The organism is Streptomyces sp. NPDC006458, from assembly GCF_040612135.1.
Lineage (GTDB): Bacteria > Actinomycetota > Actinomycetes > Streptomycetales > Streptomycetaceae > Streptomyces.
On record NZ_JBEXPR010000008.1, the window covers coordinates 128,616 to 151,485 of the forward strand.

Annotated in this window: 15 protein-coding genes and 2 pseudogenes; 9 read left to right on the forward strand and 8 right to left on the reverse strand. The window is 70.6% G+C overall.

Features of this window, described 5'->3' with window-relative positions:
• The first annotated feature begins 106 nt into the window (after positions 1-106).
• The 3 genes from ABZZ79_RS13295 to ABZZ79_RS13305 all read left to right on the forward strand — a co-directional run bounded on the left by ABZZ79_RS13295 (position 107) and on the right by ABZZ79_RS13305 (position 3,830).
• On the forward strand, positions 107-667 hold the full coding sequence (locus ABZZ79_RS13295; RefSeq protein WP_356689040.1) for a winged helix-turn-helix domain-containing protein: 561 nt from the start codon (positions 107-109) through the stop codon (positions 665-667).
• 90 nt (positions 668-757) lie between these two features.
• Positions 758-1,777 carry an NAD-dependent epimerase/dehydratase family protein gene (locus ABZZ79_RS13300; protein ID WP_356689041.1) on the forward strand — a complete coding sequence of 340 codons (1,020 nt, stop codon included), beginning with the start codon at positions 758-760 and terminating at the stop codon, positions 1,775-1,777.
• Between the two features lie 538 nt (positions 1,778-2,315).
• A complete protein-coding gene (locus tag ABZZ79_RS13305) occupies positions 2,316-3,830 on the forward strand; it encodes a DUF1996 domain-containing protein (RefSeq protein WP_356689042.1) in 1,515 nt (504 codons plus the stop codon).
• A 77-nt stretch (positions 3,831-3,907) separates the two neighbouring features.
• Here the strand turns inward: ABZZ79_RS13305 and ABZZ79_RS13310 are convergent, their stop codons facing one another.
• Entirely contained in the window at positions 3,908-4,378 is a 471-nt protein-coding gene (locus ABZZ79_RS13310) for a hypothetical protein (protein WP_356689043.1), read from the reverse strand.
• 109 nt (positions 4,379-4,487) lie between these two features.
• Here ABZZ79_RS13310 and ABZZ79_RS13315 point away from each other — a divergent pair, with 109 nt between their 5' ends.
• From ABZZ79_RS13315 to ABZZ79_RS13335, 5 genes and pseudogenes are all read left to right on the forward strand, one after another.
• Positions 4,488-4,988, forward strand: a complete 501-nt coding sequence (locus ABZZ79_RS13315) for a tetratricopeptide repeat protein (protein WP_356689044.1) — start codon at positions 4,488-4,490, stop codon at positions 4,986-4,988.
• A 49-nt stretch (positions 4,989-5,037) separates the two neighbouring features.
• Positions 5,038-6,972: a hypothetical protein gene (locus ABZZ79_RS13320; RefSeq protein WP_356689045.1), complete on the forward strand. Its 1,935-nt coding sequence runs from the start codon at positions 5,038-5,040 to the stop codon at positions 6,970-6,972.
• A 200-nt stretch (positions 6,973-7,172) separates the two neighbouring features.
• A pseudogene (locus ABZZ79_RS13325) lies at positions 7,173-7,403 on the forward strand (metal-dependent hydrolase); the annotation flags it as partial.
• Positions 7,379-7,921: pseudogene (locus ABZZ79_RS13330) on the forward strand (iron-sulfur cluster-binding domain-containing protein); the annotation flags it as partial. The pseudogenes ABZZ79_RS13325 and ABZZ79_RS13330, both read left to right, overlap by 25 nt.
• 67 nt (positions 7,922-7,988) lie before the next feature.
• Positions 7,989-8,678, forward strand: coding sequence for a TetR/AcrR family transcriptional regulator (locus ABZZ79_RS13335; protein ID WP_356689046.1), 690 nt, complete (start codon positions 7,989-7,991; stop codon positions 8,676-8,678).
• Between the two features lie 6 nt (positions 8,679-8,684).
• On the opposite strand, the gene ABZZ79_RS13340 is transcribed toward ABZZ79_RS13335, so the two are convergent.
• From ABZZ79_RS13340 to ABZZ79_RS13370, 7 genes are all read right to left on the reverse strand, one after another.
• The gene (locus ABZZ79_RS13340; RefSeq protein ID WP_356689047.1) at positions 8,685-9,050 is read right to left on the reverse strand and encodes an isomerase; all 366 of its coding nucleotides are present in this window, start codon (positions 9,048-9,050) and stop codon (positions 8,685-8,687) included.
• Between the two features lie 88 nt (positions 9,051-9,138).
• Positions 9,139-14,556 (reverse strand): pullulanase-type alpha-1,6-glucosidase, encoded by a 5,418-nt coding sequence (gene pulA, locus ABZZ79_RS13345; RefSeq protein WP_356689048.1) that lies wholly within the window; start codon positions 14,554-14,556, stop codon positions 9,139-9,141.
• 133 nt (positions 14,557-14,689) lie between these two features.
• Positions 14,690-16,063, reverse strand: coding sequence for an alpha-amylase family protein (locus ABZZ79_RS13350; RefSeq protein ID WP_356689049.1), 1,374 nt, complete (start codon positions 16,061-16,063; stop codon positions 14,690-14,692).
• A gap of 121 nt (positions 16,064-16,184) precedes the next feature.
• On the reverse strand, positions 16,185-17,918 hold the full coding sequence (locus ABZZ79_RS13355) for a glycoside hydrolase family 13 protein (RefSeq protein ID WP_356689050.1): 1,734 nt from the start codon (positions 17,916-17,918) through the stop codon (positions 16,185-16,187).
• 202 nt (positions 17,919-18,120) lie between these two features.
• Entirely contained in the window at positions 18,121-19,032 is a 912-nt protein-coding gene (locus tag ABZZ79_RS13360; RefSeq protein ID WP_356689051.1) for an ABC transporter permease subunit, read from the reverse strand.
• A 13-nt stretch (positions 19,033-19,045) separates the two neighbouring features.
• The gene (locus ABZZ79_RS13365; protein WP_356689052.1) at positions 19,046-20,050 is read right to left on the reverse strand and encodes a sugar ABC transporter permease; all 1,005 of its coding nucleotides are present in this window, start codon (positions 20,048-20,050) and stop codon (positions 19,046-19,048) included.
• Positions 20,051-20,153: 103 nt separating this feature from the next.
• On the reverse strand, positions 20,154-21,425 hold the full coding sequence (locus tag ABZZ79_RS13370; RefSeq protein WP_356689053.1) for an extracellular solute-binding protein: 1,272 nt from the start codon (positions 21,423-21,425) through the stop codon (positions 20,154-20,156).
• A gap of 381 nt (positions 21,426-21,806) precedes the next feature.
• Here ABZZ79_RS13370 and ABZZ79_RS13375 point away from each other — a divergent pair, with 381 nt between their 5' ends.
• A complete protein-coding gene (locus ABZZ79_RS13375; protein ID WP_356689054.1) occupies positions 21,807-22,841 on the forward strand; it encodes a LacI family DNA-binding transcriptional regulator in 1,035 nt (344 codons plus the stop codon).
• The last annotated feature ends 29 nt before the right edge of the window (positions 22,842-22,870 follow it).

The window sequence follows — 22,870 nt, forward strand, 5'->3', positions numbered from 1 at the left end:
GCCTTCGGCCCAGCGCGCAACGACGTACGTCTCTCGGCGAGCCCGACCACGATCTGGCGGCCGCCGGACTACCCGACGACCTCTCGCGCGAAAGAGCTGACCTCTCATGGCGACCTCTCCTTCTCTGACCACTCTCCCCGCCACGCCCCAGAACCCCGCCCGGCACCGGCTGCGTGCCGTCGGCCCGGACGAGGTCCCGGCCCTCGCCGACCTCCTCCCCCCGGGCGCCACCTGGCTGCCCGCGCCGCAGCACACCGTGCCCGCCCTGCCGGGCCGGCCGCCGATGGTCGGCTACCTGGTCCTCGTCCCGGCCGACCAGCACGCACCGCTGCCGCCGGAGCCGGCCGTCGCGGAGCTGACCGTGGACGACGACCTGTCCCTGGTCCGCATCGACACCTTCCAGCGCACGGCCGAGGTGGACGGCCGCCGACTCGACCTGACCTACCTGGAGTTCGAGCTGCTGGCCCATCTCGTCGCCAACCCGCACCGGGTGCACACCCGCGACCAGCTCGTCACCACGGTCTGGGGCTACGGCCATGTCGGCGACGGCCGCACGGTCGACGTCCACATCGCCCGGCTGCGCCGCAAGCTGGGCGAGGAGCACCGCCGGGCGATCCAGACCGTCCGCCGGGTCGGCTACAAGTACACGCCTCCGCAGGCGCGTTGAGCCGGGCACCGGACCGGGCTCACCGGTTCCGCTCTGCCCACGGCTAAGTCCGCTTCCCCAACCCGCCCCCGGCGGGGCACAGTCGTCCGCATGAGACTTCTGGTGCTGGGTGGTTCGCACTTCGTCGGGCGCAGCGTCGTGGAGGCGGCGCTCGGGCGGGGCTGGGAGGTGACGGTGTTCAACCGGGGGCGGCAGGCGCCCGTCCCCGGTGTGCGGGCGCTCGTCGGGGACCGGACGGCCTCCGGTGGGCTGGACGCGCTGGCCGAGGGCGAGTGGGACGCCGTCGTGGACACCTGGTCGGGCGCGCCGAGCGCGGTGCTGGACGCGGCCCGGCTGCTGCGCGGGCGGGCCGGCCGGTATGTGTACGTGTCGAGCTGCTCGGTGTACGCGTGGGCCCCGCCCGCCGGGTACGCCGAGGACGCGCCGCTGGTCGAGGGCGCCGCGGCGGACGCCGGGCAGACCGACTACGCGCGCAACAAGCGAGGCGGTGAACTCGCCGCCGTGGAGGCCTTCGGCGCGGACGACTCGCTGCTGGTGCGGGCCGGGCTGATCCTCGGCCCGTACGAGAACATCGGCCGGCTGCCGTGGTGGCTGACCCGGATCGCCCGGGGCGGGCCGGTGCTGGCGCCGGGCCCTCGCGACCTGCCGGTCCAGTTCGTGGACACCCGCGACCTCGCCGCATGGACGCTGGGCGCGGTGGAGCAGGGGGCGAGCGGGCCGTACAACCTGGTGAGCCCGCGCGGGCACGCGACGATGGGCGGGCTTCTCGATGCATGCGTCGAGGCCACCGGGGGCGCGGCCGAGCTGCGCTGGACCGACCCGGACGTCGTCCTCGGCGCGGGCATCGAACCGTGGACCCAGCTGCCGGTGTGGGTGCCGCCGGACAGCGAGCTGCACGACGCCCTGCACGGTGTGGACGTCTCGCGTGCCGTCCGGACGGGCCTCGACTGCCGGCCGGTCGCCGAGACGGTCGCCGACACCTGGGCCTGGCTGCGCGGCATCGGCGGCCTCGCGCCCACGCGTCCGGACCGCCCGACGGTCGGGCTGGACCCGGCGGTGGAGGCGAAGGTGCTGGAGGCGGCCGGGGGTGAGTCCGCCACGACGGCCTGACGAGAAGCCCGGGACGCCCGGGACGCCTCAAGCATGCCTGGGCTGAGTCCGCGACGACGGCCTGACGAGACGCCCGGGACGCGCCAGGCAGGCCCGGGGTGAGACCGCCACGACGGCCTGACGAGACGCCCCAGACGCGCCAGGCAGGCCCGGGCTGAGACCGCCACGACGGCCTGACGAGACGCCCGGGACGCGCAAGGCAGGCCCGGGCTGAGACCGCCACGACGGCCTGACGAGACGCCCGGGACGCGCCAGGCAGGCCGGGGGTGTACCTGCCTTCCTGGACCGGGACCACTGAGGGCACCCGTCCGACGAAAGCCCCTGGTCCGGCCCTGCGGCGGGCCCTCGGGGCCGCCGTCCGTCACCGAGGGCTGCCGGTCATCAACACCGCGTCCGCACAAGGTCGTTGGCGTGTAGGAGTCCTACGGCAATTTCCGGGACGGTTGAACACCAGTGGGACCACGCCCGTATGGAGAGGAGCCGCTTCACTCCTGTCGGGCGCCTCGATGCTGCCCCGCAAGGAAGTCAGAGGAGTTCCATGGGACGCAACACACGAAAACGCCGTACGCCGCTGGCCACCAAGGCCATAGCCGCATCGGCGGCCCTAGCGCTCGGTGGGGGCGGGCTGATCTGGGCGAACTTCTACGCTTCGGCGCACGAGAAGAACAACAGCTGGACGGACCGGACGAAGTCGGCCGCGGCGCAGGTCGCCACGATCGACTGCCCGGACGTGGGCCAGCAGCTCACCGACGTGCCGAACCAGGCCCGCGGCGAGGTCGACGGCGAGCTGGCCACACTGGACCAGCAGATCACCGAGGCCTACCAGCGGCTGGCGACCACCCGGGACGCCCAGGCCCGGGACGCCGACTTCGTCCAGAACACCATCCTCCAGCCGCTGAAGGACCGCCGGAAGGCGATCATCGACCGCATCCAGCTGGAGATCACCCGGGTCGGGGGCAGCGCCCCCGAGAGCCTGGACGGTCTGGCCGACTGTTCCGCCGCCCCCTCGGAGCAGCCCCAGACCAACGAGGGCGAGGCCGGCGACGGCCAGCAGCAGGACGGCGGTCAGCAGGACGACGGCCAGAACGGTGACGGTCAGAACGGCGACGGCGGTCAGCAGCCGGGCAACGGTGGTCAGGCCGGCAACGGCCCCGTCGCCGGGGACTTCGTGGACATCACCACCGTCCAGCCGAACGTGCAGTCGCCGCGCCGCGGCCGCAACGCCTCCACCGGTACGTTCACCAGCAGTTGCGGGACGAACGGGAACAAGAAGTTCAACACCGACAACGTGATCGTCGCCCCCGGTGTCACCAACGGCGCCCACCACCTGCACGACTACGTGGGCAACCAGGCCAACGACGCCTTCGCGAACAACGACACGTTCGCGGCCGCCGGGACCACCTGCGCCAACCAGGGCGACAAGTCCTCGTACTACTGGCCGGTGCTGCGCGTGCAGGACGGCACGCAGGACTTCGACCAGAACAACGACGGCGGTGGCAAGGAGGGCAACGTCGGCCGGATCCTGCAGGCCAAGCAGGCGCAGATCAAGTTCGTCGGCAGCCCGAAGTCCAAGGTCGTGGCGATGCCGAAGTTCCTGCGGATCATCACCGGCGACGCCAAGACCACCACCAACGGACTGGCCAACGCCAACGCCTCCTGGAGCTGCACCGGGTTCGAGAACCGGCAGCTGAAGGAGCAGTACCCGCTCTGCCCCGACGGCAGCGACGTGGTGCGCACCTTCAAGTTCCAGAGCTGCTGGGACGGCCAGAACATCGACAGCGCCAACCACCGCACCCATGTGGCCTTCGCCGACGCGAGCGGCCGCTGCCAGAACGGCTTCCGGGCCATCCCGCAGCTCGTCATGCGGCTCGTCTACGACGTGGACGCGCCGGTGATCGAGAACGGGCAGGTGCAGAACCCGTTCGCGGTCGACGGGTTCCCGGAGCAGCTGCACAAGCCGAGCACCGACCATGACGACTTCATCAACGTCTTCGACGAGAACCTGATGAACAAGATGGTCCGGTGCATCAACTCCGGCTCGCGCTGCCGGTGACGCGCTGCCCGTGACGCGCTGAGGCTCCCCACGGGAGAGCGGGCGGTGGGAGATCCCACCGCCCGCTCGTGTGTGTCTCAGTGGTGGCCGCCGCCCGAGCCGTCGGTCCCGTGGGAAGCGCCCGAGTGGCCGGCGCCGCCGGAAGCGCCCGAGTGGCCGGCGCCGTGGGACTTGCCCTCCTCGATCGTGCCGCCGAGCGTGCCGCGCAGGGCGGTGACGACCTCGGTCTCGCCGACCGCGACCCATTTGCGGCCGACCAGGTAGTGGCCGCCGTAGTCCTTGGCCTCGTTGATCCACTCGCGCTGGCCGCGATCGGTCGCGAACGTGGCGAGGATGTACTTGCCGTCGCCCGTCTCGCAGATCGCCTGGCGGATCTCGTCGGCGTCGGTCTGCACGTCGGGCCGGCAGTCCGCCTCGGCGGCCAGGTGCTCCAGGCTTCCGGTCGCGGTCGGCGGGACGGACTCGGCGCCCTCCTCCGAGCCGCAGCCGGCCAGGGCCAGCAGCGTGGCGCCGAGCAGCGCGGACGTCATGGGTCGGGACAGCCTCATCTGGTCCTCCGGGCGGGCGTGGGGCAGGTGCCTCATGTCGATACGGCTCTCGCGCCCGGCCCGCTCAAATTCCCCGCCCCGGCGGGCACACGCGTGCGAGGGTAGGCCGATGGACAAGGACTGGGAAGACCGCGTGACCGCCGCCTGGGCGACCTTCGACGACTACCCCGAGGAGGAGGCCGCCGCGTTCCGGGCGGTGATCGACGCGCTGGTCGCGGAACTGCCCGAGGGCAGCGCGGACGGCCCCTTCGAGCAGGCCTGCGCCTGGGACTCCACGGGCCACTCCGGCAAGGCGGTCCCGCTGTACCGGGAGGCGCTGGCACGCGGGCTCGCCGGGTACAAGGGGCGGCGGGCGAGGATCCAGCTGTCCAGCTCGCTGCGCAACGTGGGGCGGCCGGAGGAGGGCGTGCGGCTGCTCACCCCCGAACTGAACGGCCCCTCCGACGAGTTGGACGACGCCGTACGGGCGACGCTGGCACTGTGCCTGTCCGGTCTGGGCCGTGACCGTGAGGGCCTGTCCCTCGTGCTGGGCGCGCTCGCCCCTCATCTGCCGCGCTACCAGCGGTCGATGGCCGACTACGCGCGGGCGCTGGTCGAGCCCGGGACCTGAGTGACCCGCCCGGCGGTGACCGACGCACGATTCGCTCGTTCTGCTGAACGTGCAGTCACAGGATGTCGCCCCGCGCCCCGCATCTTCCTCCCCCGCCGAACCGGTGGTCGACGTCGAGCAGGCCGAGGCCGCGCTCGTCGAGCACTATCCGCGGCTGGTCCGGCTGGCCTATCTGGTGCTGCCGCCCGGCCTCGGCCGGGGCCGCAGAGCCCTGACCGCGCACGCCCTCGCCCAGCGCGCCCTGCCGCGCGGCCGCACCGCCGCCCCCGCGATCCCGGCACAGGTCCAGACCGACGGCGGCGCTGGCACCGGCGACCCGGGCTACGCCTTCGTCCGGCTGCGGGTGCTGTGCACGGCCCTGGAGGCGGGCCTGCCGCTGACCTTCCGGGCCTGGCCAAGGCGCGCCCAACTGCCCGCGCCGCTGCCGCAGGTGTGGGGCCTGAAGCTGTTCCCGCGCTCGGGCGGCGCCGACGAACTCGCCCTGGACCAGCGGCTGTCGGCGCTGTCGGCCCCGGCCCGTGCCGCGTATGTGCTGCGCGGCCTGGAGCGGCTGGCCGACCCGGATGTGCTGCGGGTGCTGGAGGCAGCCGGGGTCGACGACCCGCAGGACGCGCTGGCCGAGGCGGACGAGGTGCCCGCCCGGTACGCGCTGCTGGAGTCCCCCGAGTTCGACGCGTGTTCGCTCCAGGCGCGGCCGACCGATCTGATGCGGCGGCGCCAGCACCTCAAGGCCGCGCTCGCCGCGACCGCGGCCGTGGCGGTGTGCGGAGCGCTGCTGGGGCTGCCCGGCGACGGCTGGGGCCGTGACGGGGCCGCCGCCCCGCCGTACGCGCGCAACCCCTCGGCCGAGGCGGCCCTGGACCCGGGCAAGCTGCTCAAGGTGGCGCCCGCGGCCTGGCAGAGCTCCACGCGCACCGACTTCTCGGTGTGGCCGGCCCGCGGCGAACTCACCGGCGACCGGGCCCTGCTGCGCCGGGCGCTCGCGGTGTGGGCCCGCCCGAGCGAGCGGGTCCATGTCTCGGTGACCCCCGGCACACCCTCGGGCGGGCCACCTGGACCACCCCAACTGTTGTACGCGGGAGACCTGGCCAACGCGCGGGTGGTGATCCTCTACGACGGGCTGCGCATCGCCCGGTACGCCGAGCCGAAGGACGGCACGGCGGGGGCCGCGATCGACTTCGCACGGGTCGACGGCGCGAGCCACGCGGAGGCGAGCGCGGTCGTGCTGGACCGGGCCGACGGCAACGTGCGCTATCTGACCGCGCCCTGGGTGACGAAGGCGGCCGAGCGGGACCTGATGAAGCCGGGGTCGGGCGCCACGGAGCTCACCGTCACCGACGGGATCACCTCGCCGCTGGCCAGCCCGGCCACCAGGAGCGGTGCCTGTACGTCCTGGAACGTGCTGGAGCTGTCCGGCCGGGAGGGCATCCGGGTGGCCACCGACCTCGGCGAGCTGGTGCCGGCCCGGCTGACCACCGGGCGGCCGGGCTCGGACCATGACGCGAGCGGCGCGCAGGCGCTGCGCACCTGGGCGCCGTACGCCTGCTCCCTGGTGGACATGCGGGGGCACGGTGTGCGGACGGTCAACGCCTGGAGCTACGCCACCCAGTCGCTTCCGGAGGCGGGCGGGAGCGCCGAGTGGATGTGCACGCGGGCGGAGACCTGGCGGGGAGGCGGGCCGCGGGTACTGGCGCAGTTCCGCACGCCGGGCGGGGCGTACGGGGCGGTGGTGGCGAAGGCGGAGAACACGGCCGCGTGCGGGGCGAGGGATCCGCATGTGCTGGCCGGGGTGCTGTGGAAGTCGACGGCGGGTTCCTGGTACCTGCTGGCGGCGGGGAGCCGGGACGTGGTGTCCGTCCGGACGACCGGTGGGGTCGAGGGGCCCGCGGAGGCGAATCTGCTGGCCGTGGAGGCGGAGCAGGGGGTTCAGGCCGGGTTGCGGGGTGTCCTGGCGGACGGGCGGGTGATCAGCGGCTTGCGTTGAGCGGCCGCCGGGGGCGGGTGGTTGCCGCTGTCCGCCGACCGGCCCTCGTCTTCGGCTGTCGCGCCCGCGCGGCGGAGCCGCACAACGGACACGGCCCCGCGCCCCTTCGGGGGTGCGACCGCACGAGTCCCGGTAAGCGGTGTCGGCGAAGTGGGCGCACGAGGGTTCCACTCACCCTTACCCGTCAGTACATTGACGGCATGTCTAACAAGCAGGGCCGTCTTCCCCGGCCGGCCGAAGCCGAGCGGATCGCGCTCAAGGCGCGGAAGGTGTCCTTCGCCTGGGAGGACACCCCGCTGCACTGGGTGCCCGGCGATCCCTTCACCACGCACACCATCAACGTGCTGCACCTGCTGCTGCCGGCGGGCGAGCGGTGGTTCGTGCACGTCTACAAGCAGGTGCTCCCGTACATCCGGGACGAGGAGCTGCGATGCCGTTCCTGGAGGACGTGGTCAAGCTCGGTGGCACGGGGGTTCCCCCGGGCGGGCGAAGCCGGGCCTGGGGGGAGGTGACCGTCGTCGCCGAGGACGAGGCCGGTCTGCCCGACCTGGAAGGCTTCCTCGCGGGCGCCCCCGAGGGGGCCGCGGTGTACTGCTGCGGGCCCGAGGGGCTGATGGCGGCCGTGCGGGAGCGTGTGCCGGACGTCCGTCTGGAGCGGTTCTCGCCCCGCGCCGCCGGCGACGGCAACCGTGCGTTCGAGGTCGAGCTGGCCCGCAGCGGGGGGACGCTGACCGTCGGCGCGGACACCACCGTGCTGGCGGCGGTGCGGGCGGAGCTGCCGGACACCCTCCACTCCTGCGAGCAGGGCTTCTGCGGGACCTGCCGGCAGCGGGTGCTGGAGGGCGAGGTGGACCACCGGGACGAGTTGCTCACGGACGGCGAGCGGGGCGACTCGATGCTGATCTGTGTGTCCCGCGCCCGCGGTGACCGTCTCGTGCTCGACATGTGAGGAAACCGGGGAACATCGTGGTCGGTCCGGTCCGTTCGGGGCCGGATCCGATCGGTAAGGTGTTCGCATGACTACCGGGGTACGCCGCAGGATGGGAGTCGAGGAGCGCCGGCAGCAGTTGATCGGGGTCGCTCTCGAACTGTTCAGCCGCCGCTCCCCCGACGAGGTCTCCATCGACGAGATAGCCTCCGCCGCCGGCATCTCGCGCCCGCTGGTGTATCACTACTTCCCCGGCAAACTCAGCCTGTACGAGGCCGCGTTGAAGCGTGCCTCGGAGGATCTGGCGAGCCGGTTCACCGAGCCGCACGAGGGCCCGCTGGGGGCCCGGCTGCTGCGGGTGATGCGCCGGTTCTTCGAGTTCGTGGACGAGCACGGCCCCGGCTTCTCCGCGCTGATGCGCGGTGGTCCGGCCGTGGGCTCCTCCACCACCAACGCCCTCGTCGACTCCGTGCACCAGGCCGCCTACGAGCAGATCCTGTCCCACCTCGGCGTCACCGAGCCGCCGGCCCGGCTCGAACTGGTCGTGCGCTCCTGGATCTCGCTCGCCGAGTCGACCGCGCTGATCTGGCTGGACGGTCGGCGCATCCCGCGCGAGGAACTGGAGTCGCAGCTGGTGCAGGACCTCGGCGCGCTGCTCGCGGTGAGCGCCGGGCACGACGAGGAGATGGCCGCGCTGCTGCGCCCGCTGCTCAGGCAGGAGCCGGGCGACGGCCCGTTCGCGGACCTGGTCACCCGGCTCGTCAAGCTCGCTTCCTGAGCCTCGCTACCGGTCGAACTTCCGGTAGGAGGCGTCCAGCTCGCGCACCTCGGCGGAGGCGTGCAGCGTGATGCCGTCCTCCGGCTCGATGTACCGGCCCAGCAGTTCCAGCGTGGCCTCCGTCAGCCGCGCCTTCGTCTCCTCGGAGCGGCCGGCCAGGAGCCCGATGGTGACGTGCACCAGGGCGTGCCCGGCGTCCTCGGGGTCGTCGTACCCGTAGGCCGAGAGGCAGTCGTACCTGATCAGGGTCTTGCAGGAGTCGGGCTTGGCCGCGGCGACGGTGACGACGGCCTCGTGCAGCGCCCGGGTGAAGCCGTCGATGTCGAAGGCGTCCTCCACCGGGTTCGAGTAGTCGACGGTGATCTGCGGCATGGGTGCTCCTGTTGTTCGGGGGACAGAAGGCACCTTAGGGCCTGTCCGGCGGAGTCCCCCGGACAGGCCCTGGCACGGCGGCCCCGGGTCAGCCGGCCCGGGTGAACACGGCCACGGTGCGGGCCGGGACCGTGAAGGTGCCCGAGTCCGCGGTGTAGGCCGCGTTCTTCACGACGGCGTCCGAGCCCGCGGCCTGCACCGGGTGCAGCCGGTAGCCGGTCCCGGCGAGGTCCGCGACCCGCTGGTGCTGCTCCTGCGGGGTGGCTTTGAAGACGACGACCAGGTCACCGAGGCGCATGGTGATCACGCCCGGCGTCTCCTCGGTGCCGGAGAGCGGGAAGGAGAGCTTCGCCTGCACCTGCTCGGCGGTGCCGAGGGAGAATGCACCCTCCGTCGAACGGATCTTCAGCAGGTCCTGGTAGGCCGCCGAGGCGCCCCGGATCTGCTCGCAGCCGACCTTCAGCTTGCCCAGCAGGGGCTTGGCGAAGGGCCACTTGGAGGCGTTGTCCGCCGCCGGGGGCAGCCCGCGGCCGAAGCCGTTGCCGTCGGCGCAGTCCCAGTGGATGGCGTTGAACCAGTCGCCGCTGTCGAAGGAGTTGCGGTCCAGCGACTTCGAGCGCAGCAGGTCGGAGCCGGCCTGGGAGAGCGCCGGGCCCTGCGAGAGGGTGGCGGTCGCCATCGCCAGGACCTGCATCCGGGCCCGCTCGTCCGCGCCGACGGTGTCGGGCAGCTTGAACGCGAGGGCGTCGAACAGCGACTCGTTGTCGTGCGCGTCGGCGTAGGCGAGGGCGTCGCCGGGAGCCGCCGCGTAACCGGCCGGGGCGCCGTTGTAGTCGACCTCGGAGCCCTTGACCTCCCTGCCGCCGGTGTCGGTGAAGCGGTAACCGGCGAGGTTGCCGGACAGGCCGACCTTGATCAGGTCCTGGTAGTGCAGGAGGCGGGCCTTCTGCTCGGCCTCGGTGCCGTTCGCCGAGGAGGAGTTGGGCTCGGTGTAGAGGCCGGAGGCGAAGCCCTGGACGCCGGGGTCGGAGTCGAAGGGACCGCCGCCGCGCACCGCGTCCCGGGCCCGGTCGGAGAAGGTGGCGATGCCGGTGCCGGCCATGTTCCGCTGCGTGGCCTGGACGAAGCGGGCGTCGTCGGCGACCTCGCCGAAGTTCCAGCCCTCGCCGTACAGGATGATCTTCTTGCCGTCGACGCCGTCCTCTTCGAGGGTGAGCGCGTCGAGGGCCTTGCGCACGGCCAGGATGTTGGCCTTGGGGTGGTGGCCCATCAGGTCGAAGCGGAAGCCGTCGACCTTGTACTGCCTGGCCCAGGTGACCACCGAGTCGACGACGAGCTTGCCCATCATGGCGTTCTCGGTGGCGGTGTTGGCGCAGCAGGTGCTGTTGGCGACCGAGCCGTCGGCCAGCAGGCGCTGGTAGTAGCCGGGCACGATCCGGTCCAGGACGGACGTCCTGGCCTGGCCGCTCGCGGCGGTGTGGTTGTAGACGACGTCCATGACGACGCGCAGGCCGTCCTCGTTCAGCGCCTTGACCATCTTGCGGAACTCGACCGTGCGGCCGGTGCCGTTCGGGTCGGTGGCGTAGGAGCCCTCCGGGACCGTGTAGTGGTACGGGTCGTAGCCCCAGTTGTAGGCGTCCTTGGCGGCGGCCTTCGCCACGCACTCCTGCTGCTGCTCGGAGTCGGCGGCGAAGGAGGCCAGGTCGCAGTCGGGGGTGGTCTGGTCGGCCTTCTTCTCGGGGATCGTGGCGATGTCGAACACGGGCAGCAGGTGCACGTACGAGGTGCCGGCCGCGGCCAGCTCACGCAGGTGCCTGGAGCCGTCGCTGTCCTTGTCCGTGAAGGCCAGGTAGGTGCCGGGGTTCTTGGCGGTCCTGTCCTCGACGGAGAAGTCCCGGACGTGGAGTTCCTGGATCTGCGCGTCCTTCAGCGGGACTGCCTCGGGCTTGGTGTAGCTCGTCCAGCCGGTCGGCGTGAGTGCCTTGTCGGCGAGGTCGACGACGAGGCTGTGCTCGGAGTCGGTGGTGAGGGCGAGCGCGTAGGGGTCGGTGACGTTGTTGGTGACGACCTTGCGGACGCTGGGCGCCCACACCTTCACGACGTACCGGTACGGCTTGTTCTTCCAGGTGCTGGGGCCGGTGACGGACCAGACGCCGGTCGCGGCGTCGCGCCGCATGGCCACCGTCGTGCCGTCCAGCTCCAGGGCGACGCTCTGCGCGGTCGGCGCCCACACCGACAGGGTGGGCCGGTCGCCTCGGAACACCGGGCCGAGGTCGGCTCCGGTCGCGTCGTACAGGTCGTCGAGGACGCCCGCGATCTGCACGCCGGTCGCAGTGAGCACGGCGCCGTTGGCGGCGCGCTGGGAGGCGACGAGCTGCCCGCTCAGTGCCTGGCGGACCCGGTCGCGGTCACGGGGGTCGACGGAGTAGGCGGTGTAGTTCCGCAGGTGCGGGAACTTTGCCTTCTGGGCGTCGGTGAGGTCCGTCCTGTCCAGCCGCAGCCAGCGCTCGTCGGTGCTGGTCAGCGTCCCGTCCTCGACCTCGATGGAGCCGGTGCGGGAGTACAGCAGCTGGGTGGAGGCGGCGGCCTCGGAGCCGTTCCAGGCGATCGTGTTCCGGTCGATCCAGACCGCCTTGGCGGTGGTCAGGTCGAGCGCGGCCGCGGAGCCCTCGGGCTGCGGGAGCAGGTACTTCTCCTGGCCGCTCAACAGCCACACCTCGTGGCCGTTCGCCGTGAGGTCCAGGGACTGGTCGGTGGGCAGGTCCTTCTCGTCGCCCTTGTGCAGGATGTAGCTGAGGCTGGTGGCACCCTCGGTGAGCGGCACCTCGAAAACCGCGCCATAGGCATCAGTCTTCACCGGTTTCAGGGGGTTCGACCACTCGGTGGGGTTCGCGGCGCCGGTCCAGGTGTGCAGGCCCCAGCCTTCGTAGTCGCCGTCGGCGCGGTGGTGGTGCAGGACGGCCTTGGTCTTGTCCGGGGCCGGGTACTCGGCGGCCGGGCGCTCGGTGAGCACGGTCTCCTTGCCCTGCTCGATCCAGATCTCACCGGTCTTGGTGACGTCGATCGAGCGGTCGGCGGAGACGTCCTTGTTGCCCTGCTTGTCGATCACCAGGAAGCCGACGTTCGAGGCGCCCGGCTTGAGCTTGACGTAGGCGAAGGCGCCGTAGGCGTCCCGGCCGGCGAAGGGGTGGCTGTCGGGCCAGTTCGTGGCCTCGCCGTCGGCGATGTCGCCCCAGGTGTACAGGCCCCAGTCGGCGTAGTTCCCGTCGGCGCGCTTGTAGTGGACGACCGCGTAGTCCCGCGAGGACGCGGCGGGGATCTCCTCGGCGGGCGGGGTGCCGGTGGTGGAGGCGGCGGTGGCGCCGGCGGTGCGGCCGGCCGAGTCGATCACGACGGCCTTGTAGCGCAGGGCGGTACCGGCCGGTACGTCCTTGCCGACGACCTGCGTCACCTTGTACGGGGCGTGGTCGGCGGAGCCGAGGACGCGCCAGGCGCCGGTGCCGGTCTGGGCGGCGAAGACGACACGGTTGAGCTGCCCGCCCTCGACGTCGGCGGTCAGCTCGACGGTGCCGGTGGCACCGGCCGCGGGGGCCTTGAGGGTGAGCGTCGGCCTGGTGGCGGGAGCGGCGGGCCGGCCTGCGGCCTTGTAGACGACGGCGGAGCCGGCCGGGACGGTGACGGTGACCTTGCGGTCGGCGTCCGAGGTCAGCGCGCCCGAGGTGCCGTAGATCCCGTCGAAGCGCAGGGCAGCGGAGCCCGTGGCGAAGGTCGCCGACTTCGCCTCGCCCGCGTTGTTGAAGGCGACGACGTACTCGGTGCCGGTCTTGGCGTCGGTGCGGGAGAAGGCGTAGACGCCCGCGCCGTCCGCGGCGTAGCGCTCGGTCTGGATGCCGTCGGCGAGGGCCGGGTTGGCCTTGCGGAGCCCCGCGAGAGCACTGATCTGCTGGTAGAGCGGTGCTCCGGTGTCGTACGCGTCGCTCGCGTGCGTACGGTCCGTGCCGAGCTGGTCGTCGTCGAGGTAGTCGGCGGTACGGGAGGCGAACATGCTCTGGCGGGCGTCCTTGTCGCCGCCGGCACCGGTGAAGCCCTGCTCGTCGCCGTAGTAGACGACCGGGTTGCCGCGGCTGAGGAACATCAGCTCGTTGGCGAGCCGGTCCTTCTTCAGCAGCTCGGCGTCGGAGGCACTGGGGTTGTCCTGCTTCAGGAACGTCCCGATGCGGCCCATGTCGTGGTTGCCGAGGAAGCTGACCTGCTCGTAGGCGTTGGCCTTGTCGGTCGTGTACTTGTAGTCGTCACCGAAGACCCCGGCGAGCTTCTTGGCGCTGCCGCCCTGGGAGGCGTACTGCCGTGCCGCCTCCTGGAAGGGGAAGTCGAGGGTCGCGTCGAGGCGGCCCTGGGTGACGTACGGCGAGGTGATGGAGGTGTCGGCGGAGTAGACCTCGCCGAACATGAAGAAGTCGTCGCGGCCCCGGGCCTTGGCGTAGGCGTCCAGCGCCGTGGCCCACTGGGTCCAGAACTCCAGGTTGACGTGCTTGACCGTGTCGATGCGGAAGCCGTCGATGTCGAAGTCGCGCACCCAGCGCTGGTAGATGCGCTCCATGCCGGTGACGACCTCGGGGCGCTCGGTCCACAGGTCGTCCAGGCCGAAGAAGTCGCCGTAGGTGGAGTTCTCCCCGGCGAAGGTCGAGTCGCCGCGGTTGTGGTACATCCGCGTGTCGTTGAGCCAGGACGGGACCTTGAGGTTCTTCTTGGCCGCCGGGACGCTGGGGGTGCGCGGGAAGGAGTCCTTGTCGACGCGCGGGAAGCGGGTGCCGCCCGCCGCGTAGTCGGCGTCGTCGAAGGGCCGGCCGTCCTTGGTCAGGTACGGGAAGGCGCCCTTGGAGAGGTAGCCGTAGGACTTCTCCTCGTAGTCGACGACGTCGGCGGTGTGGTTGGTGATGACGTCGAAGAAGACCTTCATCCCCTTGGCGTGCGCCTTGTCGATGAGGTTCTCGAGGTCGGCGTTGGTACCGAAGTGCGGGTCGACCTGGGTGAAGTCGGTGATCCAGTAGCCGTGGTAGCCCGCCGAGGCGTTGGCGCCGGTGCCCTGCACGGGCTGGTTCCGGAAGATGGGCGCCATCCAGATGGACGTGGTGCCCAGGCCCTTGATGTAGTCGAGGCGCTTGGTCAGTCCCTTGAGGTCGCCGCCCTGGTAGAAGCCCTTGTCGGTGGGGTCGTAGCCGGTGGTGAGGCGGGAACCGGTGAGCCCGCCGCGGTCGTTGGCGGTGTCGCCGTTGGCGAAGCGGTCCGGGAGCACGAAGTAGAACTGCTCACGGGTGAGGTCGTGGCGCGCGGCCGCCTTGGCGAGGGCCGCGTCCGAGGGCGGAGGCGGCGGGGTGGCGGCCTGGGCCGCGAGCGGCTGGACCAGCGCCGCGGCGAGCGCGGTGACGGCGACCGCCGCGGTCCTTCTGCCCTGTCCGCCCTGCACGGTGCGGCGCGTCCCTGGCGCCGGCCATCTCGGTATCACAGGTGTGAACTCCTTGCGATTACGGCTCATTCGGGTCCGACCCCGCGCGCGACCGTACCGTCGGCGCAACACTTGCAGCAAGGGTCGTGAAAGTAACGGAAAGGAATTTCACGACCCTTGCGGGTTCAGCGGCTCAACAGGAGGACTTGCCCGCGTAGATGGCCAGGGCCGTGTTCGGGCTCAGCGTGGCGGTGAACTGGCCGCTGGAGTTGACCGTCACCGAGGTGTTGTTCTGCACGTTGCAGTAGGTGCCCGCGGGCAGCGAGGTCTGGTACGTGCGGGACAGCGAGGAGGACTCGTGGTTGATGGCCACATAGCCCTTGCCGCCGCGGCCGAAGCCGATCGCCTGGTAGCCGTTGTCCCACCAGTCGGTGACGGCCTGGCCGCGGGTGGCGTTGCGGAAGGCGACCATGCGCTGGATCTCAGGCCAGGCGTGCTGGCACTTCCAGCCGTCCTGCCAGCAGGCGTTGACCTGACCGCCGTTCGGCGGGCCGGCGTCGATGTCGGAGAACTCGTAGCCGGAGTTGATGTCCGGGGCGCCGTACGGCCAGGCCAGCATGAAGACGTTGGCCATCGTGTAGTTGGCGTTGTCCTTGTAGTTCAGGGTGGAGCCGTTGCGCTCGGTGTCGTGGTTGTCGACGAAGACGCCGGAGACCCCGCTGCTCATGTAGCCCCAGCCCTCCCCGAAGTTCTTCAGGTAGGCGAGCCGCTCGTTGTTGAAGACCCGCTTGAGGTCGTAGGCGTAGCGGAACTCCTGCACATCGCCGTTGCCGGTGTACTCGGACGGCTGGACGGCCTCCCCGGCGCCGTAGATGGCCTCCTGCTTCCAGTAGACCGACGGGTTGCTCAGCCGGGACTTGATGTTCGCGAGGTCGGCGGCCGGGATGTGCTTGGCCGCGTCCACGCGGAAGCCGTCCACGCCGTGGGACAGCAGGGTGTTCAGGTAGCCGGCGATGGCGGAGCGGACGTAGTCCTCACCGGTGTCGAGGTCCGCGAGGCCGACCAGTTCGCAGTTCTGGACGTGCCAGCGGTCCTGGTAGTTGGTGATCGACGCGGTGCAGTTGTCGAAGTCGTTGGACGAGTACAGACCGGGGTAGTTGTACTTCGTGTACGACGAGCCGCCGGTGCCGGTGCCGTTGCCGGCCGCCATGTGGTTGATGACGGTGTCGACGACGACCTTCACCCCGGCCGCGTGACACGTGCCGATCATGTTGCGGAAGGCGGTGGTGTCGCCGAGCCGGCCGGCGATCTTGTAGCTGACGGGCTGGTACGACGTCCACCACTGGGAGCCCTGGATGTGCTCGGCAGGCGGGGAGACCTGCACGTAGCCGTATCCGGCGGGGCCGAGGCGGTTGGTGCACTCGGCCGCGACCGAGGTGTACTTCCACTCGAAGAGGACGGCGGTGACGTCCTTGGTCCCGGGCGGGGAGGCCTGGGCGGTGCCGGGTATCAGCACCGCGGCCGCCCCGGCGAGCGCGAGCGCGCCCGAAACGATTCTGCTGGCCATGTGGGGAGTTCCTTCATCGTTGAAGGGGTTTGCTGAAATCTTTCAGAAACCTTGCGGTGGCCAGATGTTAAAGGCCCGCCGCCCAAAAGGGCAGCGGGCCGGAGGAAGTTGCTGCAAGAAGTTACTCGGCCGTGCTGAACCACACGGTCGTGTCGGCGGGCACCTTGGTCTCGCCGTCGGTCTGAGCGACCTCGCCGCTGGCCAGCAGGACACGGCCGTAGGCGGGGGTGGTCACCGACTCGCCGGTGGTGTTGGCGACACACACGAACTCGCCGCGGCGCAGCGCCAGGACGCCCTCGGGCGCGCGCAGCCACTCCACCGAGTCGCCCGCGCCGAGGTCCGCGTGCTCCCGGCGCACCGCGAGGGCCGCGCGGTACAGCTCCAGGGTGGAGCCGGCCTCGCCGGTCTGGGCCTCGACGCTCAGCTCGCCCCACGCGGCCGGCTGGGGCAGCCAGCTGCCGCCGCCGCCGAAGCCGTAGGAGGCACCGGTGCGGGTCCACGGGATCGGCACCCGGCAGCCGTCGCGGAAGCCGTCCTGGCCCGCGCCGCGGAAGTACGCCGGGTCCTGGCGCACCTCGTCGGGCAGGTCGACGACGTCCGGCAGGCCGAGCTCCTCGCCCTGGTAGACGTAGGCCGAGCCGGGCAGCGCCAGCATCAGCAGGGAGGCCGCGCGGGCGCGGCGCAGACCCAGTTCGCGGTCGCCGGCCTCGCGGATCTGGGTGCCGAGACCGGGCGGGTTGGCGAAGCGGGTGGCGTGCCGGGTGACGTCGTGGTTGGACAGCACCCAGGTCGCGGGGGCGCCCACCGGGCGCATGGCCTCCAGGGTGCGGTCGACGACCGTGCGCAGTTCCTCGGCGTCCCATTCGGTGCCCAGGTACTGGAAGTTGAAGGCCTGGTGCAGCTCGTCGGGGCGCACGTAGTTGGCGGTGCGCTCGACGGTGGGCGTCCACGCCTCCGCGACGAAGATGCGCCCGCCCGTCTCGCGGCCCCGCCCTTCCGCGGAAGGCCCTTCGGGCCCCAGTGCGTCGGAGTACTCGTCGAGGATCAGACGCCACTGCCGGTAGATGTCGTGGACGCCGTCCTGGTCGAAGAACGGCATGACATCGTTGCCCAGCAGCTTGAGCTGATCGTGGGCGCCGAGGTCGGGCAGACCGGCGGCCTTGACCATGCCGTGGGCGACGTCGATACGGAAGCCGTCCACGCCCATGTCGAGCCAGAAGCGCAGGATCGAGCGGAACTCGTCGCCGACGGCCGGGTGCTCCCAGTTGAAGTCGGGCTGCTCGGGGGCGAAGAGGTGCAGGTACCACTCGCCCGGGGTGCCGTCGGGCTCGGTGACCCGGGTCCAGGCCGGGCCGCCGAAGATGGACTCCCAGTCGTTGGGGGGCAGTTCGCCGTTCTCGCCCTTGCCGGGGCGGAAGTGGTAGCGCTCGCGCAGCGGGGAGCCGGGGCCCTCCGCGATCGCGCGCTTGAACCACTCGTGGTGGTCGGAGGAGTGGTTGGGCACCAGGTCGACGATGATGCGCAGGCCCAGCGCGTGGGCGTCGCGGATCAGCGCGTCGGCGTCCAGGAGGTTGCCGAACATCGGGTCGACGGCGCGGTAGTCGGCCACGTCGTAGCCGGCGTCGGCCTGTGGGGAGGCGTAGAAGGGGCTCAGCCACACGGCGTCCACGCCGAGATCGCGCAGGTACGGGAGACGGGAGCGTACGCCTTCCAGGTCGCCCATGCCGTCGCCGTTGCTGTCGGCGAAGCTGCGCGGATAGACCTGGTAGATCACCGCGTCCCGCCACCAGTCGCGGCGCTTGGCGACGGTGGCGACGGCGGAGTTCGGTGCCGGGTCGGCGGAATGCTGGCTCATGGCGTCCTTGGGTAACTGAGTGGATGTCATGTGGGTTTCGGGTGCGGGTGACGAGGCGGTCGCGGTGACAGCGGGGTCGGATGGTCACCGCGGCCGCCTCGGGTCCCGGGGGGTGACGCCCTTGAGGGGCGCGGGGAACCTGCGCGACCTGCCACGACGAGAGCCGCGCACGATCGACGGCGATCAGTCCCCCTCTCGGCGCCTACCCCTTTGTGCCGCCCGCGGTCAGGCCGGTCACGAGGTTCTTCTGCACGAGGTAGAAGAACGCGGAGACGGGTATCGCGACCAGGACCGCGGTGGCGGCCATCAGGTTGCGCTGGGCGTCGTGCTCGCTGACGAAACTCTGCAGACCGACCGCGAAGGTGTACTTCGTGTCGCTCAGCATGAACGTCGAGGCGAAGGCGACCTCACCGAACGCGGTGATGAAGCTGTAGAAGGCGGCGACCGCGAGGCCGGGCTTGGCCAGCGGCAGGATCAGCCGGAAGAAGGTGCCGAACGGGGAGAGCCCGTCGACCCGGCCGGCTTCGTCGATCTCGAACGGAATGGTGTCGAAGTAGCCCTTCAGCAACCAGGCGCAGTAGGGCACGGCTGTCGAACAGTAGACCAGGATCAGACCGAGGTAGGTGTCGATCAGCTGGAACTCCGACAGGATCTGGTACATCGGCACGATCAGCACGGCGATCGGGAACATCTGGGTGACCAGAAGCACCCACATGAACTTCCTGTAGCCGGGGAAGCGCATCCGCGACACCGCGTACCCGGTGGTCGCCGCGATCATCACGCCGATGACCGTGGTGCCGAGCGAGACGATGAGCGAACTCTTCAGCCAGTCGAAGAAGTTGGTCTCCGTCAGGACGAACGAGTAGTTGTCGAACGTCATCTTCCCCCAGATGTCACCGGGGTGCAGATAGTCGTCCTTGTCCGGGCCCAGCGACAGGAAGATCAGCCAGGCGATCGGGAACAGCGCGATCAGGCTGCCCACGATGAGGATGCCGTGGGAGGCGAGGGAGCCCAGCAGGCTGTTGTCGCCACGGCGACGGATGCCGCCCTTCGGATCGGCCGTGCGGCCGGTCCGGGTCTCCTGGGCGGAGGTCTCGACTGTGGTCGTACTCATGTGAGCTCCTGCCTCAGATCGCGAGCTGCTGATCGTTGCGGTTGAGCCAGCGGCGGTAGAAGGAGGTGAAGACGATCAGGATGGCCAGCAGCAGGATGCCGTAGGCCGCGGACTGCGCGAAGTCGCGCGGCTGCTGTCCGAAGCCCAGGTAGTAGGCCCAGGTCACGAGGATCTGGGCATCCGGGGCGGTGTCCCCAAAAAGCAGGAAGATCACGGCGAACTGGTTGAACGTCCAGATCACGCCGAGCAGGACGACGGTGGAGCTGACCGAGCGCAGGCCCGGCAGGGTCACGTAGCGGAAGCGCTGCCAGGCGCTGGCACCGTCCATCTCGGCCGCCTCGTACAGCGAGGCGTCGATGGACTGGAGTCCGCCGAGCAGCGAGACCATCATGAACGGCACACCGCACCAGGTGTTGACCATGATCGCGGCGAACCGCTGCCAGAAGGTGTCCTCCAGCCACAGCGGTGCCGGCAGGTGCAGCGCCTCCAGGGCCGAGTTGATGACACCGCCGTCGGCGAGCATGAACCGCCAGCCGAAGACGGTGACGAAGGTCGGCACGGCCCAGGGCAGGATCAGGATCAGCCGGTAGAAGGTACGGCCGCGCAGCTTCTGGTTGAGCAGCAGGGCGAGGCCCAGGCCGACCCCGTAGTGCAGGGCGACACAGACGGCCGTCCACACGATCGTCCAGATGAAGTGCGACCAGAACCGGTCGTACGCCGTAGGACCCCACAGGATGTCGGCGTAGTTGTCGAGCCCGATGAACTTGTAGGTCGCCTCGATCTCGTTGACGCCGATGGTGCGCGCCGTGTTGAGGCTGTTGGCGTCCGTGAGCGTGAGATAGAAGCCGTACGCCAGGGGATAGAGCACAAGGATGCCGAGCACGATCGCCACCGGGGTGATCATGGCGTAGGCGTACCAGTGCTTCTGGTAGGCGTGCTTCAGGCGCTGCCCGAGGCCGGGCCGGGGCCCGCGATCACCGCGGCGCTTGCCGGTCGCTCGATCGATGGCGACTGTCATGGTTCGACACCTTCTGAAAGATCAAGGGGAGTACGGCGCACAGGCCGGCGGCCGCCGGGACGCTCCCCCACCATGATCGGGGCGTCCCGGCGGCCACGGGCGGTCACTTGCTGAAGTCCGGCACCAGCTTGGCGATGGACGTCTCGGCGCTGCTCAGCCCCTCGTCCAGGGACTTCTTGCCACCGGCGATGGCGGGCAGCTCGCTGTCCAGCGGGCCCCACAGGGAGCTGTACTCGGGCAGGGCCGGGCGCGGCTGGGCGGCGGCCAGGACCGACTGGTAGCCGGCGATGCCCGGGTCGGCCTTGACCTTCGGCGTGTAGGCGTCGTCGCGCGTGGGAAGCGTGGAGTTCTTCAGTGCGATGGTCTCCTGGGCGTGGGCCGAGGTCATGAAGTTCACGAACTTCAGCGAGGCCTGCTGGTGGGCCTCGTCGGAGCCGGCGTACACGGAGAGGTTGTGACCGCCGGTCGGGGCGCCCGCCTTGCCGGAGGAACCGGCCGGCACGGTGACGATGCCGAGGTTGTTCCTGTCCTTGAACGCGGAGCCCTTGTAGAAGTTGGTGATCTCCCACGGACCCTGGACGATCGCGGCGACCTTGCCGTTGACGAACGCGTCCTGGATGTGCGCGTAGGCGTCGGCGGTGGTGTCGGCCTTGTGCAGGCCCTTGCCGTCGAAGAGGCTCAGCCAGGTGCCGTAGCCCTTCTTCGCCTCGGGCGAGCTGACCGTGATCTTCTTGGCGGCGGCGTCGACGGTGTCGGTGCCCTCGCCGTAGAGGAAGGACTGGGCGTAGTAGGCCTGGGTGGAGCCCCAGTAGCCGTCGACACCGGTCTTCGCCTTGATCGTGGCGGCGGCCTGCTTCAGCTCGTCCCACGTCTGCGGGGCCTCGACGCCGGCCTTCTCGAACAGGGCCTTGTTGTAGACCAGGGCGAGGGTGTCCGTGACGAACGGAACGCCGTAGGTCTTGCCCTCGTACTTGGCCTGCTCGATCAGGTTGGTCTTGAACTTGCCCTGGTCCGCGAGGGCGTCCGTGCCGTCGAGCGGCAGGAGGAAGCCCTTCTTGGCGAAGGCGGGGGTCCAGCCGACCTCCGAGCGCAGCACGTCCGGGGCACCCTTGGAACCGGCGGCGGTGTCGAACTTGTTCTGCGCCTGGTCGAAGGGGACGTTGACGTACTTGACCTTGATGCCCTTGTTGGCGGCCTCGAACTCCTTGGCCAGGGCCTTGTACGTCGGTGCCTCGTTGGTCGCGTTGGAGGTGTCCCACCAGGTGATGGTGACCGGACCGTCGGCCTTGTCGCCGCTGTCACTTCCGCCGCCGCAGGCCGTCGCCGCGAGAGCGAGGGACGCCACCAGCGCGCTGGCCGCTATGCCACGCCGCATGAGTTCTCCTTGAGGGTGAAAGCCCGTGTTGCCATGGGTGACGGTCCCGCCCGTCTCCCTTGCGTCTTGCCGACTGCGCCGTTGCGGCCGCCGGGCGACTGGAACGTAACAGCCATGTAAGCGCTGCGAAAGACCTTGCAGCAAAAAAGTGCAAGGGATCTCAGGCGTTACGTCGGCGTGACCTGTTCTCCACTGTCACGAGACCCGGTATTGCAGGTGATCAGCGCATGGAGGAACACTTGTGCAAGACTCTGCAAGCTCTTGCCGTACGTTTCACGAGGGGACGCCATGTCACAGCAACCACCGGTGCGCCGGTCCACCGCCCGCACCCGGCGTCCGGTTGGTGTGCAAGGCGACATACGACCGGTACAGTCCACTGCCGTGACCACACGGCTTGCGGACATCGCTGCGCAGGCGGGGGTGAGCGAAGCGACCGTCAGCCGCGTCCTCAACGGGAAGCCCGGCGTCGCCGCCACCACCCGCCAGTCCGTGCTGGCCGCCCTCGACGTGCTCGGCTACGAGCGTCCCGTCCGGCTGCGCCAGCGCAGCGCGGGCCTGGTCGGACTGATCACGCCCGAGCTGGAGAACCCGATATTCCCGGCCCTGGCGCAGGTCATCGGCCAGGCGCTGACCCGCCAGGGCTACACACCCGTGCTCGCCACCCAGACCCCGGGCGGCTCGACCGAGGACGAGCTGACCGAGATGCTGGTGGACCGCGGGGTCGCCGGGATCATCTATGTCTCCGGACTGCACGCCGACACCACCGCCGACATGCAGCGCTACGAGCAGCTGCGGGCGCAGGGCGTGCCCTTCGTGCTCGTGGACGGATTCTCGCCGAAGGTGCAGGCGCCGTTCATCTCCCCCGACGACCGCGCGGCGATGCAGCTGGCGGTCACGCACCTGGCCTCGCTGGGCCACACCCGGATCGGCCTGGCCCTCGGACCGAAGCGGTTCGTGCCGGTGCAGCGCAAGATCGAGGGGTTCGTGCGCACCATGCAGGACCAGCTGGGGCTGCCGGCCGACACGATCGAGGCGGAGCTGGTCCAGCACTCCCTGTACACGCTGGAGGGCGGCCAGGCGGCCGCGACCGCGCTCATCGACCGTGACTGCACGGCCGTGGTGTGCGCCAGCGACATGATGGCGCTCGGCGCCATAAGGGCAGCCCGGCAGCGGGGTCTGTCCGTGCCGCATGACATCTCGGTGGTCGGCTTCGACGACTCCCCGCTGATCGCGTTCACCGACCCGCCGCTGACCACCGTGCGCAAGCCGGTCCCGGCGATGGGCCAGGCCGCCGTGCGCACACTGCTGGAGGAGATCGGCGGAACGCCAGCTCCGCACAGCGAGTTCGTGTTCATGCCCGAGCTGGTGGTGCGCGGTTCGACCGCTTCCGCCCCCGGAGACCGCAATCGTCCCTAAGATGGAGACGGTCCTGTCCGGTGGGCTTA

Excerpts from the sequence above, each read along its gene's own strand:
- ABZZ79_RS13365 (WP_356689052.1), bottom strand. The coding sequence starts at position 20,050 with ATGACAGTCGCCATCGATCGAGCGACCGGCAAGCGCCGCGGTGATCGC.
- ABZZ79_RS13310 (WP_356689043.1), bottom strand. The coding sequence starts at position 4,378 with ATGAGGCTGTCCCGACCCATGACGTCCGCGCTGCTCGGCGCCACGCTG.
- ABZZ79_RS13340 (WP_356689047.1), bottom strand. The coding sequence starts at position 9,050 with ATGCCGCAGATCACCGTCGACTACTCGAACCCGGTGGAGGACGCCTTC.
- ABZZ79_RS13360 (WP_356689051.1), bottom strand. The coding sequence starts at position 19,032 with ATGAGTACGACCACAGTCGAGACCTCCGCCCAGGAGACCCGGACCGGC.
- ABZZ79_RS13295 (WP_356689040.1), top strand. The coding sequence starts at position 107 with ATGGCGACCTCTCCTTCTCTGACCACTCTCCCCGCCACGCCCCAGAAC.
- ABZZ79_RS13355 (WP_356689050.1), bottom strand. The coding sequence starts at position 17,918 with ATGAGCCAGCATTCCGCCGACCCGGCACCGAACTCCGCCGTCGCCACC.
- ABZZ79_RS13300 (WP_356689041.1), top strand. The coding sequence starts at position 758 with ATGAGACTTCTGGTGCTGGGTGGTTCGCACTTCGTCGGGCGCAGCGTC.
- ABZZ79_RS13305 (WP_356689042.1), top strand. The coding sequence starts at position 2,316 with ATGGGACGCAACACACGAAAACGCCGTACGCCGCTGGCCACCAAGGCC.
- ABZZ79_RS13315 (WP_356689044.1), top strand. The coding sequence starts at position 4,488 with ATGGACAAGGACTGGGAAGACCGCGTGACCGCCGCCTGGGCGACCTTC.
- ABZZ79_RS13370 (WP_356689053.1), bottom strand. The coding sequence starts at position 21,425 with ATGCGGCGTGGCATAGCGGCCAGCGCGCTGGTGGCGTCCCTCGCTCTC.
- ABZZ79_RS13350 (WP_356689049.1), bottom strand. The coding sequence starts at position 16,063 with ATGGCCAGCAGAATCGTTTCGGGCGCGCTCGCGCTCGCCGGGGCGGCC.
- ABZZ79_RS13335 (WP_356689046.1), top strand. The coding sequence starts at position 7,989 with ATGACTACCGGGGTACGCCGCAGGATGGGAGTCGAGGAGCGCCGGCAG.